The following is a 15,226-nucleotide window of genomic DNA, read 5'->3' as shown; positions in this document are numbered from 1 at the left end:
GGCCCGGTCGGCCTCCGGCGGTCCCGGAAGCCCGCCGGACGACCGAGAGCACCGCAACCACGTGCTAGAACAGGCGACTTGACCAGCGAGTGCCGGTGGCCGGGGGCGGGGGCGGCCCTGTCACGTACTCGCGTTACTTGTGACTGTCACGCACTTGTTGATGTAATTGGGGCAGTCGCCACCGATTTCCTCCCCGCCGATCCGAGGCGCATTGTCAGTGCCCGGACTCGCCATTCACCGATTTCCACGAGCCCTTATCCCATGAGGTTTTCTTCGTGTCACGGACTCGAATTGAATTCAACGCATCGCGCCATGTGGAGCCTCCGGTGCTGGAGGAGTGGTACCGGCGCAGGCTCGGCCGGGCCGAGCGGGACATCAGCTCCAGCGGAGTGCACCCCTACACCTACGCCGAACTGCGTCGGCTGACCGGACTCCAGGCGACCGACCTCGACGGCATCCTCGTCGACGACAGCACCTCGCAGGGCTCGCCCGAGCTCCGCCGGGCCATCGCCGACCGCTACCTGCCCGGCGGAGCCGACCGCGTCATGGTCACCCACGGCTCCAGCGAGGCGATCGCCCTGACTCTGGAGACGCTGCTCGGGCCCGGCGACCGGGTGGTACTGCCGGACATGCTCTACCACTCGCTCGCCCACTACCCGCGGGCGGCCGGCTGCGTCTTGCACCCGGTGCCGCTGGACGGGTTCACCGCCGCCGACACCGACCCGCGGGCCCTGGAGCGGGCGATCCCCGCGGACACCCGGGCGGTGATCGTCAACTTCCCGCACAACCCGACGGGTGTCACCCTCACCGACACCGCGTACCGCAGGCTGCTCGACCGGGTCGAGCAGATCGGCGCGGTCCTGGTCTGGGACGCGGCGACGGCCGAGATGAGCTGGGACGGGCCGCCGCTGCCCGATCCCGGCACCCGCCATCCGCTGACCGTCAGCTACGGCACCTTCTCCAAGGCGTTCGGCCTGCCCGGCCTGCGCGTCGGGTGGTGCGCGGCGCCCGAGGAACTGATCGAACGCAGTTTCACCGTGCGCGACCGCACCACCCTCTTCCTCTCGCCGCTGGTGGAGGCGGTGGCCACCGCCGCGATGCGCTCCGCGGACGCTCTGATCGCCCCCCGCCGGGCCGAGGCCCGCGCCAACCTGACCGTGCTGGAGAAGTGGGTCGCCGACCACCAGGGTCTGGTCGCCTGGACGCCGCCGGGCGGAGGGGTCTGCTGTCTGCTGGAGCTGCCCGGCGTCACCGACTCCGAGCGGTTCTGCGTCGAACTCCTGGAGGAGTACGGCACCTTGCTGGTCCCGGGCACCGCCTTCGGCCGCGAGGGCGCCGTACGGCTGGGATTCGGCGGTGACCAGGGGGAGTTCGCCGACGGTCTGGACACGCTCTCCGCCTTCCTGCACGCCCGGGGTGGCCGGTGATGGCGGCCTTCGGCACGGCGGGCGGGGCCGATGCCCTGTCCCGGCTCTGGCACGAGGTGCGGGTCGCGCACGGCGGCCGTCCCGCGCTCACCGACGGGCACCGCACCTTGACGTACCGTCAGCTCGACGCGGCCGCGCGGGCCGTGGCCGGCCGGCTGACCGCCGCCGGGGCCGGTCCCGGCCGGTACGTGGTGCTCCACGGGCTGGCCCCGATGGACGCTGTCGTGGCCATGCTGGGGACGCTGGCCGCGGGCGCCGCCTTCGCCGTCCTGGAGGAGGGCCTTCCCGACGCCGCCCGCGCCGCCCGCTGCGCCCGCGTCGACGCGGTCCTGCTCGCCGGCCGCGGCTCCGCGCCGCACGGGACCGCGGCCCCGCCCTGGACCGATCTGGGCCCCCAACTGGACTGCACGGCACACGAGTCGGCGCCGGACCCCGACGGCGCCCCGGCCGCCGGCCTGTCCCGCGCGGCTTGGGGCGGCGGGGCGGCGTCCGACCGGCCCGCGTACGCCATGTTCACCTCCGGGTCCACCGGCGAGCCGAAGGCCGTCGGCATCGGGCGGGCGGCGCTGCACGGCTTCGCGCTGGCGGCCGCCGCCCGGCTGGGCCTCGGCCCCGAGGACCGGTGGCTCCAACTGGCCTCCCTCGGCTTCGACGTGGCCGTGGAGGAGGTGTTCCCCGTCCTCGCCCGCGGCGGGACCGTCGTCTGCCGTCCCGGCACCGGCGTACCGGACCCGGAGGAACTGCACGGCATGCTCGGCGCCCTCGGCGTGACCACCGTGGAGCTGTCCACCCAGTACTGGCGCGAGTACGCGCACTGGCTCGACGTCCGGGGCGAGACCACCCCCGCCCCGCTGCGCCGGGTGCTGGTCGGCGGCGAGCGCATGGACCCCGACGACTGGCGGCGCTGGGAGCGTGCCGGGCGCGCCGGCCTCGTGCACGTGTACGGGCTGACCGAGTGCACGGTCACCTCCACCATGTACGAGGGGCCGCTGCCGGACGACGCCCCCGAGGTGCCGATCGGCACCCCCCTCGCCAACGCCGAGGTCAGCGTGCGCGACTCGGACCGGCGACCGGTACCGGCCGGCACCGTGGGGGAGATCCACATCGGCGGGCCCTCACTGGCCCCCGGCTACCTCGGCGATCCGGAGCAGACCGCGCGGCGGTTCGTCACCGACCCGGAGCCGGGCGGCGGGCGGCTGTACGCCACCGGCGACCTCGGGCGGATCCTGCCCGACGGCGCCGTGGAGTTCCACGGCCGGGTGGACGACCAGATCAAGATCCGTGGTCACCGGCTCGAACCGGCCTCGGTGGAACGGCTGCTGACCGCCGACCCCGCGGTCGCCCAGGCCGTCGTCCTGCTGGATGCCCGGACCCGCGGTTCCCTGCTGGCCTGTCTGGTTCCGGCGGACCCGGCCGCACCCGCGGACGGCGTGCTGCCGGTCACCGCCGGGCAGCGCGCCCGGCTGCTCGCCAGGGTCACCGCCGAACTGCCCGGCTGGGCCGCGCCCCAGCAGTTGTTCTGGACCGGGTCCCTGCCGAAGAACGACCACGGCAAGGTGGACCGCCGCGCGCTCACCGCGACCCTCCTGACCGCCCAGGCGACGCCCGCCGCGCAAGGGACGCCCGCCGCGCAAGGGACGCTCCCGGCACAGGAGTCGCCCACCGCGCAAGGGACGTCCGCGGCACAGGGGTCGCCCACCGCGCAAGGGACGCCCGCGGCACAGGAGTCGCCCGCCGCGCAGGGGACCACCGCGCAGGGGACCGCCGCGGCCGGGGCCGCCGCGACCACGGACCCGGACCTCACGACCGGCCTGCCGGACGCCGGCGCCGGCGCCGGCGTCCCCGGCACGGACCCGGGCGGGCCGGAGACGCTCGACGCCGTGCTGCGGCACTTCCGGGTGCTGCTGGCCGACCCCGGGCTGGAGCCCGACGCCGACTTCTTCGCCAGCGGCGGCCAGTCGATTCTCGCCATGCGCCTGGTGACCGAACTCCGCGCCGACTTCCCCGGGACCGTCGGACTGCGGGCCACGACCGTCTTCGACCATCCGACACCCCGCCGGCTCGCCGAGTGGCTCTCCTCGGCACGGACCCGCCCCCGTGCGGTGCCGGCACTGTTTCCACCGGCCGTACGTAAGGACTGAACTGTCATGGGCACACCTTCCGAGGATCACGTCCTGCTGCTGACCCCGGACGAGGCGCGGCGGACGGCCGAGCTCACGATCCGCGCCGCGGAGCGCTACACCGGCGACGACGACCCGGCCCTCCTGCTCGACCTGCCCCGGATCGCCGCGGACCTCCCCGTGCGCACCCAGCGCTTCCTGCGCACCTTCGCCATCGACGAGCCCACCGGCTACTGCGTGGTCAGCGGGCACCTCTTCGACCAGGACCGCATCGGCCCCACCCCGGAGCACTGGCGGGGCCGCCCCCGCCCCAACCGGGAGTTCCCCGAAGAGGTACTCGTCCTGCTGTACGCGGCGCTGCTCGGCGAGCCGTTCGGCTGGACCACCCAGCAGGACGGCCGGCTGGTGCACGACATCTTCCCCGTCCGCAGTCACGAGAACGACCAGCTCGGCCTCGGCAGCAAGGAGCTGCTCACCTGGCACACCGAGGACGCCTTCCACCCGTACCGCGGCGACTACCTGGTGCTGGCCTCCCTGCGCAACCCCGACAGGGTCGCCACCACCGTGGGCTCGTACGCCGCCGGAGCGCTGTCCGACGACGACCTGGAGGTGCTGTTCGAGGAACGCTTCCACATCGCCCCCGACGAGTCGCACCTGCCCAAGAACAACTCCACCGGCTCCGGCGGCGACACCGAGCGGTTCGCCACCATCGAGCGGCTGATCCACGAACGCCGCCCGGTGGCCGCCCTGTTCGGCCCGCGCCAGGAGCCGTACCTGCGGCTGGACCCGTACTTCATGGAGGTGCCCGAGGACGACCCGGAGGCCCGCCGCGCCCTCGACAACCTGATCGCGGTCGTCGACTCCGGGCTGCGCGAGGTCGCTCTGGAGCAGGGCGACTGCCTGGTCGTCAACAACCACCGCGTGGTCCACGGCCGGGTGCCCTTCACCGCTCGCTACGACGGCACCGACCGCTGGCTCAAGCGCATCAACGTCACCCATGACCTGCGCCGCTCCCGCACCATGCGGGCGAGCGCCGGCAACCGCCTGATCGGCTGAGGCGGCCGTGGCGGACCTGCCGGCCCTCACGGTCACCAGCCTGGAGCGGGCACCGGAGCTGGAGCCGGCCGTCGACCGGCTGATCACCGGCAACATGCCCGCGTTCATGAGCTGGGAGTCGCCCGGCAACTGGCGCTGGCACCGGCTCTACGACACCTACCCCGCCCACCAGCTCTGCGTCCTCGACGAGGAGGGCCGGCTGGTGGCCGCCGCCAACGGCCTGCCGGTCCCCTGGGACGGCACGGTCGACGGGCTCCCGGGGGGCTCCGACGACGTGCTGGTCTCCGCGTTCGACGGACCCGCCGCCCGCCCGGACGCGCTGTGCATGCTCTCGGTGAGCGTCTGCGCCCGGCTGCGCGGCAGCGGCCTCGCCGAGCGGCTGCTGACCCGGGCCGGGGACGCGGCACGGGCCGCGGGCCTGCGCGGCGTCGTCATCCCGGTCCGCCCCACCCGCAAGGCCCGGTACCCACTCGTCCCGATGGCCGACTACGCCCGCTGGCGGCGGCCGGACGGCACACCGTTCGATCCCTGGCTGGCCACCCACGCCGCGCTGGGCGCCGAACTGCTCGCCCCCTGCGACCGCTCGCTGGTGATCAGCCAGCCCGCCGCCCGCTGGGAGGAGATCGCCGGACACCCGCTGCCCGGCCCCGCCCGCCACCTCGTACCGGGCGCCCTCGCCCCACTGGAGGTCTCCGCGGACGGCGAGGGCGTCTACGCGGAGCCCAACTTCTGGGTGTTCCACCCGGCCACCTGACCCGCCGCACCACCCCCGACCCCACCCGAGGAACGACCCCACCCGAGGAACGACCACACCCGAGGAGTCGCCCATGCCACCGCTGCGACTGGCCGTCGTCGGCTGCGGAGCCGCCGCCCGGTCCTGTCACCTGACCGCGCTGCCGCACGTCCCGCAGATCCGGCTCACCGCCCTGATCGACCCGGACCCCGAGCAGGCCCGTGCCGCCCTCCAGTGGTACACGGACCAGGGCGGCACCGCCGAGGACGTGCTGATCGCCCGCACGGTGGAGGAGGCCGCCGACGCCTTCGACGCCGCGGTGGTCGCCGTACCGCACACCGCGCACGCCGCCGTCGCCGGCGACCTGCTCGCCCGGGGCAGGCACGTGCTGCTGGAGAAGCCGATGGCGACCTCCAGCGCGGACGCCGAGGCCCTCGCCGCCGCCGCGGCCGCCGCCCCGGACACCCGGCTGCTGATGGCCCACCCCCGGCGGCTGTTCCCCGCCAACGCCTGGGTGCGCGGGCTCATCCGGAACGGCGACCTGGGCACCGTCACCCGGGTCCGCTGGACCGAGGGCCACCCCTACAGCTGGGAGCCCGTCTCCTGGTCGATGTTCGACCGCGCTCTCGCCGGCGGCGGCGTCCTCACCGACACGGCCTCCCACGTCTTCGACATCCTGCTGTGGTGGCTGGGCCCGGACGTGGAGGTGGTCGACTACGTCGACGACAGCCTCGGCGGGGTCGAGGCCGACGCCGTCGCCACCCTGCGCATCGGGGGAGTGGAGACCGTGCTGGAGCTGAGCCGGGTCCGCGCCCTCGGCATCAGCTGCGTCGTCACCGGTACCGCCGCCGAGGTGAGCGTCGGCACCGACTTCCCGGCCGGCGAGTGCACCCTGATCACCGCCTCCGGCGAGGAACTGCACCGCGGCGACGTGCGCGCCGTGCCGCCCGCCCAGGACGAATGGGACGACCTGTTCGTCGAGCAGCTCCGCAACTTCGCCGACGTGTGCTCCGGCGCGGACGTGGCACCGCACGCCACCGCCGAGGACGGCCTGCGGGTCGCCCGGCTGATCGAGCAGTGCTACACGGGGCCGGCGCGACGCCCGCTGGCCCAGCCCTGGCTGACCGGGACGACGTCGAGGAGCGCGGCATGAACGACTTCGCGGGCAGGCGCGTCGCGGTCACCGGCGCCAGCGGGTTCATCGGCGGACGGGTGGTGGAGCGGCTGGTGCTGGGCACCGGGGCCGAGGTCCGTGCCCTGGTGCGCGGCTACGGCCGGGCCGCCCGGCTCTCCGTGCTGCCGCAGGAGCGGCTCACCTTCCGGGCCGTCGACCTGGACGCCCCGCAGAGCCTGCGCAAGGCCCTGGACGGCTGCGACCTGGTCGTGCACTGCGCGTTCGGGTCGCGGGGCGAGGTCGACGACCGCTGGCGCACCACCGTCGACGGGACCGCGAACCTGCTCGACGCGGCCAAACTCGCCGGCGTCGAGCGGCTGGTGCACCTCAGCACCGTCGACGTGTACGACACCTCTGGCCTGACCCGCTTCGACGAGAGCGCCCTGGCGCTCGGCGAGGACGCCGACGACCGCGAGTACGAGCAGCAGAAGGCCGCCGCCGAGCGGCTGGTGCTCGCCGCGCACGGCGACGGCCCCGAGACCGTCGTGCTCCAGCCCGGTGTGGTCTACGGCCCCTGGGGCGGACAATGGACCGTCGCCCAGCTGACCCGCCCCGCCGAGGAGTTCGAGGAGCTGCCGGTGACCGGTGCGGGCGGCGCCTGCAACGCGGTGTACGTGGACGACGTCGTGGACGCCGTGCTGGCGGCGCTCGCCGAACCCGCCGCGGCGGGGCGGAAGTTCCTCGTGGGCGGGCCCGACGAGCCCGGCTGGGGCGAGTTCTTCGACCGGCTGCGCGGTATCCGCGGCCTGCCCGCCCCGGCCGGAACTCCGGCCGGCGGTTCCGTGCCCGACTGGGAGCAGGCGCTCTACGCCGGCCCCGCCCGCGTGGACGCCGCGCTCGCCGCACGGCTCCTGGCCGCGCCCCGGACCACCCTGGACGAGGGCATGACGCGCACGGCGCAGTGGGCGCGCTGGGCCGGGTACGGGGCACCGGGCGGAGCCGGCCGGTGACCCGGGTTCTGGTGATCGCCCCGCACCCCGACGACGAGGTCATCGGCTGCGGCGGCTCCATCGCCAAGCTGGCCCAGTCCGGCGCCGAGGTCACTGTGGTCATCGTCATCCGCCGCGAGCGCGGGCTCGCCGACCGGGAGGTCGGGGACGAGGAGTTCGCGGCGGAGACCACCGACGCCTGCCGGGTGCTCGGCGTCAAGCGGTGCATCACGCTGGACGAGCCGTCCCGGGACTTCGCCGCCGACCGGCGGCTGCACCTCGCCGTCGTCAAGGTGCTGCGCGAGGTCCGCCCGGACCGGGTGTACCTGCCGCACCGCGACGACGGGGACATGGAGCACCGGGCCGTGCACCGGCTCGGCCTGGAGTCGCTGTGGATGGCGGAGTCCGACTTCTTCGAGGAGGCCGGGCCGCCCGCGCCGCCGCCGTCCCTGGTGCTCGGCTACGAGGTGTGGGCCCCGCTCGGCGAGGCCCAGTACACCGAGGACGTCACCGACCAGATCGAGCTGAAGGTCGAGGCCATGCGGTGCTACCGCTCCCAGCTGCGGCACGCCGCCTGGGACGAGGCGGTGCGCGGGCTGGCGTCCTACCGGGCCGTGACCAGCGCGGGCCACGGCCACAGCGAGGCCTTCGAGGTGATCCGGATGGCCGGCGCCCGGCCCTGAACGAGCCGGACCGGGGGCCGGCCGTGCGGCCCCCGGTCCTTTCCCGCCGGGCGGCTCAGCCCGCCCGCAGCACGTCCCCGATCGCCGTGTCCGGAGCAGTCAGGAACCTGTGCACCAAGGAGGTGAACTCATGAGCGAGCTCCCGAACGCTCTCCTCGCCGAAGACGTCCGCCGGGAAGAGCACCGTGAAGTCGACTCCGCTGTCGTCGACCGAGGCGAACACCTCCAGGCTCTCGATCTGGTGCTGGTCGCCGGGCACCTCGGTCGGCTCCACCGACAGCCCGCCGGCCTCGCGCCTGCCACCGCTCCAGCCGCCGGGCGCCACGTCGAAGAAGGTGCACGGCCGCTCCAGCAGTCGGCCCAGGTGGTGCGGGGCGAGGGAGGAGGTCACCTCGGGCGCCGGCACCTGGCCCAGCCGCTGCGTCTCCAGCACCGCCGAACGGACCGTGCGGCTCAGCTCCTTGAACGTCAGGGACGGGTTGATCCGCACCCGGACCGTTGCGTAGGTGGACAGGAAGGCCACCAGGTCCAGCAGGTGCTCCTCGGTGCGCCGGGTCACCGGGATCAGCGCCGCGAGGTCGCTGCGCCCGCTGCGGGCGTGCAGCGCGCAGAGGTAGGCGGTGAACAGCACCACGAACGGGGTGGTGCGGGCCGACCGGCAGTACTCCGTGAGCAGCGCGCAGGTCTCCGGCGGCAGCGAACCGTCGAACGTGCCGACCGCGTAACGGTCGTTGGTCTCGCGGAGCATCCCGGGCAGGTACACCGGCGCGTTGGTGCCGATGCCGTCCAGCAGCTCCGCGAAGCGGGCGATCATCTGCCGGGGGCTCGGGTCGCGTCCCAGCCACTCCGCCTCCCAGCGGACGAAGTCGGCGTACGTGAAGCGCTGTTCGGGCAGCTTGGCCTCGCGGCCCTCGACGGCCGCGGCGTACAGCTCCCACAGCTCGTTCACCAGGATCTCGAACGACTGCCCGTCCACCACCAGATGGTCCACGGCGAGACCCAGCAGGTGGTCCTGCTCGCCCAGGCGGTACACGACGCCGCTCATGAGCAGCCCGCCGTCCAGGTCCAGGTTCCGGCTCAGGAAGGCACCGGCCAGGCGCAGCGCCTCGTCCGCCCGCTCGTCCTCGGGCAGCGCGGTCAGGTCCACGCGCTCGGGCGTGAAGGGGCGGGCCTCGCGGATCTCCTGCCGCCCGGTCCTGCCCCGGTCGGGGAAGGCCGCGCGCAGCGCCTCGTGGCGGGCGACGAGCGCGGTCAGCGCCGAGTCCAGGGCGTCCGCGTCGAGAGGGCCGGTCAGCCGGAAGCCCCGGCCGAACATGCGGACCTCCACCCCGAGGTCATGCCTCTCGACCCACTCCTGGATCGCCAGGCGGTCTATCTGGTCGGACAGCAGCGGAAGCCCTTCGGGACGGCTTCCCTCGTTCGCGGTGCGCATGCGAATTCTCCCTCCGGAAACGAAAAGGAAATGGCGGGCCTGGAAGCGCCCGGCACGGAAATCGAGACTACTGAATGGGGCGGTCGTGACGCAATATGAATCACGCGGGGATTTCTTCGGTGAGTATGCCGATGTTTATGCCGCGGCACCCTACAATGATTTCACGGAAGAAGTGTCGAAAAAACTTCCCGACTTGATTTCCCATTACCGCGCGGGCGGCGGGTCGCTGCTCGACCTGGGCTGCGGCACCGGCACGCTGCTGATCGCGCTGGCCGGTTCCTTCGGCCCGCTCACCGGCGTCGACCAGTCGCCCGACATGCTGCGGCACGCCGGCGAGGCCGCCCGCAGGGCCGGGGTGGACGTCGACCTGGTCCGCGGCGACCTGCGCGACTACCGCGGCGACCGGCGCCACTCCGTGGTCACCTGCACCTACAACACCGTCAACTACCTGGTCGGCGAGGGTGACCTGAAGCTCGCAGCCCGCACCCTGCGGGCCGCCACCGAGGGCGGTGGTCTCGCCGTGCTCGACGCGCACCCCGTCTGGTTCGTCGAACGGGCCTGGGCCGGACAGGTGTTCGTGGAGCAGAACACCGAGGACATCCTGGAGGTCTGGGAGAACCCCTACGACGCCGCGACCGGCCGGGTGGACACCACGGTCACCGTCGTGCGCCGGACCCCCGAGGGCGGCTGGCACCGCGTCCACGAGACTCATCCGCAGCGCGGCCACGACCCGGCCGCGGTCACCGGCGCCCTGCTCGCGGCCGGCTTCACCAGCGTGGACACGTACGCCGGGCTCGACCGCGAGCCGGTGCGCGGGGACACCCGGCGCGTCTGGTACGTGGCCAGGTGACCGACACCCTCCTGATATGCGGGATCGGCTCCGGAATGGACAGGTCGCTCGCCCGTGTGAAAGAAATGGGAGTGCGCGTCCTGGTCGTCACGGACCGCATCACCGAACGCGTCGGGAAAAGCGCCGACATATACCTGGAGGCGGACCCCGACGATTTCACCGGTGTCCTGTCGGCAATTCGCGCGGAGCGGCCGGGAAGAATATCCGGCGTCATGACCCTCGGATATGACAATCCGCCGGTGGTGGCCCGGCTGGCCGCCGAGCTGGGCTGCCCCGGTGTGCCCGTCGAGGTGGCCGACCTGTGCACCCTGAAGGACCGCCGGATCGCCGCCCTGGACCGGGCAGCGCTGCCCGTGCCCCGGTTCGCCGTCGCCACCACCGCCGACGCCGCCCTCGCCGCGCTGGACCGGATCGGGCTGCCCGCCGTCGTCAAGCCCAGCGACCGCACCGGCTCCCTGGGCGTCGCCAAGCTGGACGCCCTCGGCACCGCGCGGGAACCCGTCGAGCGGGCCCTCGCCCTCAGCCCGACCGGACGGGTCGTCGTGGAGGAGTACCTGTCCGGCACCGAGCACACCGTGGCCGGGTTCGCCGTCGACGGCAGGCTCCGCGTCACCGGGTTCGCCGACCGCGAGTACGGCGAGAAGGAGCGCTTCTTCCCGCACTTCTTCGAGGGCGGCGACACCCTGCCCTCCGTCCTGGACGAGGCACAGCGCGCCGAGGTGGTGCGCACCGTCCAGCGGGGTGTCGACGCGCTCGGACTGACCACCGCCGTCGTCAACACCGACATCCTGCGTACCCCCGACGGGCGGGTCCACCTGCTGGAGATCACCTGCCGGCTGACCGGTGCCCGCATCGCCACCGAGATCATGCCGCTCGCCACCGGTGTCGACCCGCTGCCCAACGCCGTCCGCCTCGCCCTGGGCCGCCCGCTCGCCGAGGAGGAACTGCGCCCCACCCGCGACCGGGCGGTCGTCCAGCGCTATCTGCCCGCGGACGGCGGCACCGTCGAATGGGTCGGCGACCTGGCCGAACTGGCCCGCACCCCCGGCGTCCACGACGTCTTCTGGGGCCTGGACCTCGCCCCCGGCACCGTCCTGCCGCCCTACCGCGGCGGCGACGAGGTGCTGGCCGGTGCGATCACCAGCGGCCCGGACACCGCCGCCGCCGAAGCCCTCGCCACCCGGGTGCTGTCCCGCCTCCCGCTGCGCCTCACCGACCGCCCCGCCGCACCCGCCCCCACGCCCTGACCGCGCTCCACCCTCCGACAGCTCCACCCTCCGACAAGGGAACGCCGATGACCACCACCGCGTACGACCACTGGTCCGACACCTACGAACTGTTCGAGGGCGCCATGGCCGAGGACACCTGGCGCCTGGGCATCGGGGCGGAACTGGCCAAGCTGGCCGCCCCCGGCCCCCTCCGCATCCTCGACCTCGGCGCCGGTACCGGCATGGGCAGCCGGGTGCTGGCCGACGTGGTCCCGCAGGGCGAGGTCACCTCGCTGGACAGGTCGGCGGCCATGCTGGAGCACGGCGGCATACCGCCCGAGCTGCGCATCGTCGGCGACATGGCACGCTTCACCGCCGAGCCCGACGCTTACGACTTCGTGGTCTCCGGCTTCGATGCCCTCAACTACCTCACCGCCGCCGACCTCGCCGAGTGCCTGGGCAACGCGGCCGCGGCCCTGCGTCCCGGCGGCCACCTCGTCTTCGACTACTCCTCCCGCAAGGTCCTCCAGGAGGACTGGCGGAACCTGGAGCACGAGGAGACCCGCGACGGCGTCCGGCTGCACCGCACCCACCGCTGGGACCCCGTGCTGGCCCGCAGCCGGTCGGTGCTCTCGCTGTACGGGGCGGACGGCCTGCTCTGGCGCGAGACCCATGTGCAGTACGTCGTCGACCCGTTCACCATGGAGGAACTCGGCCGGACGGCCGGCCTGCGCACGGTCCGGGTCCGCGACATCGACGGCGACGGCTTCACCCCCGGTCACACCACGCACGTCTACGTACTGCGCAAGGACGAGCAGGGCGTCGCCGCGGACACCGGGGAGCAGGCATGACCGCCGCCGAGGCCGCCCCGGACGAGGAGCGCACCGAACGGGTGCTGGCGAGCACCAGCGTGGTCATCGCGCTCCGCGACGACCTGCGCATCCTGGACTGCATCGATTCGGTCGACGAGGACGTGGAGATCGTGCTGGCGCTCAACGGCGCCACCGACGAGATCCGCCGGGTGCTGCGCGAGCACCCGAGGCCGCTGACCGTCACCGAGATACCCGACGCGGGCAACCTCGGCGCCGCCTACAACGCGGGCGCCGAGGCGGCGAGCGGGCGCTATCTGCTGCTGATGGACTCCGACTGCACCTTCGCCCCCGGCGTGGTCCGCAAGATGGCCGCGGCCGTCGCCACCGACCCGGTGGTCAAGGGCCAGGTGGTGTACGGCGAGTCCGGCAGCCTGATGAGCCGGCTCACCGCCCGGGTGCGCGAGTACGACGAGGGCGAGTACGTCAGCGCCCTGTCCCCGCCGCTCATCTACGACCGGGCGATCGTCGAGCACATCGGCGGCTACCACTTCGACGGCCTGATCCACTGGTGCGAGGACCGGGAGTTCGACTTCCGTCTCCAGCTGGCCGGCATCCCCGTCCGGCACGTCCCCGAGGCCCGCATCTTCCACGACGCCCAGGTCGGCCTCCAGAACATGCGCAGCTACTTCCGCTACGGCGTCGGCGAGGGCATAGCCCAGGAGACCGGTGTCTTCACCACCCCCGCCGTGCCCGTGCTGTGGCGGCTGTACGAGGCGTCCCGGACGCTCGCCGGGTGCGCCCGCCACAAGGGCATCGGGGCCGCCGCCTACTACGCCCTGCTGAAGGTGGCCTTCCACACCGGCACCCTCTACCACCTGGTGCGCGACCCCTACGGCGTGCGGCCCCGCTACCCGGCGACCGCCGCCCGCGCCAGGATGCTGCGCGCGATCCCGCAGCACTGCACCGAGCTGACGCCCGCCCAGCGCGAGCGGCTGCGCCGGGCGCATCTGCGGGCCGGCCGGCGGATCGTCCCGCTCGCCGACCTCACCGTGTTCCGGCGCGACGGCGATCCGAAGCCCGAGCCGTCGTCTCAGGCCGCGTCGTGAGTGTCCGGCAGACCGGGACGGACCGGGAGCAGCAGCCGCGACGGCCGGCCCGGCCCGTGGTAGACCCGGTTGACGGCCGTGGCCACCGGGGCGTCCGCCAGGGTCAGCGGGGTGCCGCCGGTGTTCGGATTGGGGTCGAACCGCGGGAAGTTGCTGCTGGAGACCTCCAGCCGGACCCGGTGGCCGGGCCGGAAGACGTGCACGACGGTCCCCGCCGCCACCGGCAGCGCGTGGACCGTGTCCGGGACCGGCGGACGCACCCCGTCCAGCCGGGCCCGGTGCCCGGTCCGGACGACGCCGTCGCAGAGGATCTCCGCGCGGCCGTCCGGATGCACGTCGACCAGCTTGGCGGTGAAGTCGGTGTCCGGCGCGGACGAGGAGACGTACAGCTCGGCGACCACCTCCCCGGACACCGTCAGGGGCGCGTCCAGCCGGGGGCCGGTGTAGCAGAGCACGTCCGGGCGGTCCTCCACCGCGCGCTGGTCCAGGGGGCCGCAGTCGGCGCCGACGAGCATGCCGGTCATGCAGGTGGCTCCGCCGGCGGTCGGGACGGGGTCGCGGGGGTCGTAGCGGTAGACGTCCGTGACCTCCCGGCGGGGCGGGGCGTGGTGCAGCACGCCCGAGCCGTGCCGGGTACGGGCGTCGCCGTCGCTGTCCAGGTGCAGCGCGAGCGGGACGCTGTCCGCGCCGGGCGGACCGGCGGGGGCGATCCAGCGGTCCGCCCCGCCGGCGAACACCTCCACCGGCGGGCCCGCTTGCTCCGTCCCGCCCTTCAGATGCCGGTCGAAGAAGGCCAGATGGGCCGCCGTCATGTCGAACTCCGCCTCGTCGGCGGCGAGTCCGTAGCGCCGCTCGGGGAACACCCCGCCGGTCACGCAGTGCGACCAGGGGCCGATCAGCAGGCGGTCGTCCGGCCGGGGCGACGGTGTCCGCAGGGTGCCCGGCAGGAAGATGTCGTACCAGCCGCCGACCACCAGCGCCGGAGGCCGTCGCCCGTCCGGGGCGGCGGCCAGCCCGCGCCAGTGGGCGTCGGGCCCGGGGTGCTCCAGCCACTCGCGGTAGTAGGGAGCGAGCCGGTCCAGCAGGGGCAGCGCCCGCCAGGGCGCCCGGTAGAGCTCGTCGATGCCGTCCAGCGCCTCGGCCACGGCGCGGACGTCCGCGGCGGTGCCGCCGGCCCGCTCGACCTGCCCGTGCAACAGGTCGCCGAGCACCCAGTGCAGACAGAATCCGAGCTGGAAGGCGCCGCCCAGGTACGTCCAGCCCTCGTAGGGGTCGGCGGCGGCGACGTGCGGGGCGAGGGCCCGCAGCGCGGGCGGCGCGGCGGCGGCCGCGTGCCACTGCGCGGCACCCTCGTAGGACCGCCCGATCATGCCGACGGTCCCGTCGCACCAGTCCCGGCCTGCGGCCCACCCGACGGTGTCGCGGCCGTCCGCGGCGTCGTCGGCGAACGGCCGGAAGACACCGCCGGACGCGTACCGGCCGCGCACGTCCTGCACCACGAGGCAGTACCCGGCCTCCACCAGCCGCATCCAGTCCAGGGAGCGGCCTCCCGCCGAGGACCCCTTGTTGTACGGGGTCCGCTGCAGGAGGGCCGGCAGCGGGCGGGAGGTGTCCGGGCGGTACACGTCCGCCCGCAGCACCACACCGTCGCTCATGGGGACGGGCACGTCCCGGTCGATCACGAGTCGCACGGGCG

13 protein-coding genes are annotated in these 15,226 nt (G+C 74.0%); 11 read left to right on the top strand and 2 right to left on the bottom strand.

All coding sequences use genetic code 11. The features are described 5' to 3' along the window. Nucleotides 1-326 precede the first annotated feature (326 nt). The 7 genes from vioD to ACZ63F_RS37770 all read left to right on the top strand — a co-directional run bounded on the left by vioD (nucleotide 327) and on the right by ACZ63F_RS37770 (nucleotide 8,122). Nucleotides 327-1,427: a capreomycidine synthase gene (vioD, locus tag ACZ63F_RS37800; RefSeq protein WP_469718163.1), complete on the top strand. Its 1,101-nt coding sequence runs from the start codon at nucleotides 327-329 to the stop codon at nucleotides 1,425-1,427. After that, the gene (locus ACZ63F_RS37795; protein ID WP_469718162.1) at nucleotides 1,427-3,568 is read left to right on the top strand and encodes a non-ribosomal peptide synthetase; all 2,142 of its coding nucleotides are present in this window, start codon (nucleotides 1,427-1,429) and stop codon (nucleotides 3,566-3,568) included. Before vioD ends, ACZ63F_RS37795 begins: the two co-directional genes overlap by 1 nt. 6 nt (nucleotides 3,569-3,574) lie before the next feature. After that, a complete protein-coding gene (gene vioC, locus ACZ63F_RS37790) occupies nucleotides 3,575-4,603 on the top strand; it encodes an arginine beta-hydroxylase, Fe(II)/alpha-ketoglutarate-dependent (protein WP_469718161.1) in 1,029 nt (342 codons plus the stop codon). 7 nt (nucleotides 4,604-4,610) lie between these two features. Beyond that, nucleotides 4,611-5,357 carry a GNAT family N-acetyltransferase gene (locus ACZ63F_RS37785; RefSeq protein ID WP_469718159.1) on the top strand — a complete coding sequence of 249 codons (747 nt, stop codon included), beginning with the start codon at nucleotides 4,611-4,613 and terminating at the stop codon, nucleotides 5,355-5,357. 73 nt (nucleotides 5,358-5,430) lie between these two features. Next, nucleotides 5,431-6,489, top strand: coding sequence for a Gfo/Idh/MocA family protein (locus ACZ63F_RS37780; protein ID WP_469718158.1), 1,059 nt, complete (start codon nucleotides 5,431-5,433; stop codon nucleotides 6,487-6,489). Then, nucleotides 6,486-7,460 carry an NAD-dependent epimerase/dehydratase family protein gene (locus ACZ63F_RS37775; protein WP_469718157.1) on the top strand — a complete coding sequence of 325 codons (975 nt, stop codon included), beginning with the start codon at nucleotides 6,486-6,488 and terminating at the stop codon, nucleotides 7,458-7,460. The genes ACZ63F_RS37780 and ACZ63F_RS37775 overlap by 4 nt, the downstream gene beginning before the upstream one ends. Then, a complete protein-coding gene (locus tag ACZ63F_RS37770; RefSeq protein WP_469718155.1) occupies nucleotides 7,457-8,122 on the top strand; it encodes a PIG-L deacetylase family protein in 666 nt (221 codons plus the stop codon). The genes ACZ63F_RS37775 and ACZ63F_RS37770 overlap by 4 nt, the downstream gene beginning before the upstream one ends. 55 nt (nucleotides 8,123-8,177) lie before the next feature. Here ACZ63F_RS37770 and ACZ63F_RS37765 read toward each other — a convergent pair whose 3' ends face one another. Further along, nucleotides 8,178-9,554 carry a condensation domain-containing protein gene (locus ACZ63F_RS37765; RefSeq protein WP_469718154.1) on the bottom strand — a complete coding sequence of 459 codons (1,377 nt, stop codon included), beginning with the start codon at nucleotides 9,552-9,554 and terminating at the stop codon, nucleotides 8,178-8,180. 193 nt (nucleotides 9,555-9,747) lie between these two features. On the opposite strand from ACZ63F_RS37765, the gene ACZ63F_RS37760 reads away from it, so the two are divergent. The 4 genes from ACZ63F_RS37760 to ACZ63F_RS37745 all read left to right on the top strand — a co-directional run bounded on the left by ACZ63F_RS37760 (nucleotide 9,748) and on the right by ACZ63F_RS37745 (nucleotide 13,530). Beyond that, entirely contained in the window at nucleotides 9,748-10,404 is a 657-nt protein-coding gene (locus tag ACZ63F_RS37760; RefSeq protein ID WP_469718153.1) for a class I SAM-dependent DNA methyltransferase, read from the top strand. A 65-nt stretch (nucleotides 10,405-10,469) separates the two neighbouring features. Further along, the gene (locus ACZ63F_RS37755) at nucleotides 10,470-11,651 is read left to right on the top strand and encodes an ATP-grasp domain-containing protein (protein ID WP_469718260.1); all 1,182 of its coding nucleotides are present in this window, start codon (nucleotides 10,470-10,472) and stop codon (nucleotides 11,649-11,651) included. 47 nt (nucleotides 11,652-11,698) lie between these two features. Then, nucleotides 11,699-12,463, top strand: coding sequence for a class I SAM-dependent DNA methyltransferase (locus ACZ63F_RS37750; RefSeq protein ID WP_469718151.1), 765 nt, complete (start codon nucleotides 11,699-11,701; stop codon nucleotides 12,461-12,463). Beyond that, entirely contained in the window at nucleotides 12,460-13,530 is a 1,071-nt protein-coding gene (locus tag ACZ63F_RS37745; RefSeq protein ID WP_469718150.1) for a glycosyltransferase family 2 protein, read from the top strand. The genes ACZ63F_RS37750 and ACZ63F_RS37745 overlap by 4 nt, the downstream gene beginning before the upstream one ends. Here the strand turns inward: ACZ63F_RS37745 and ACZ63F_RS37740 are convergent. Next, entirely contained in the window at nucleotides 13,515-15,221 is a 1,707-nt protein-coding gene (locus ACZ63F_RS37740) for a CocE/NonD family hydrolase (protein ID WP_469718148.1), read from the bottom strand. The two genes, ACZ63F_RS37745 and ACZ63F_RS37740, sit on opposite strands and share 16 nt — an antisense overlap. Nucleotides 15,222-15,226: the final 5 nt, after the last annotated feature.

The organism is Streptomyces sp. NPDC104761 (assembly GCF_055583445.1).
Note: the sequence above shows the minus strand (reverse complement) of the source record. Positions and strands in the feature narration are given on the sequence as shown.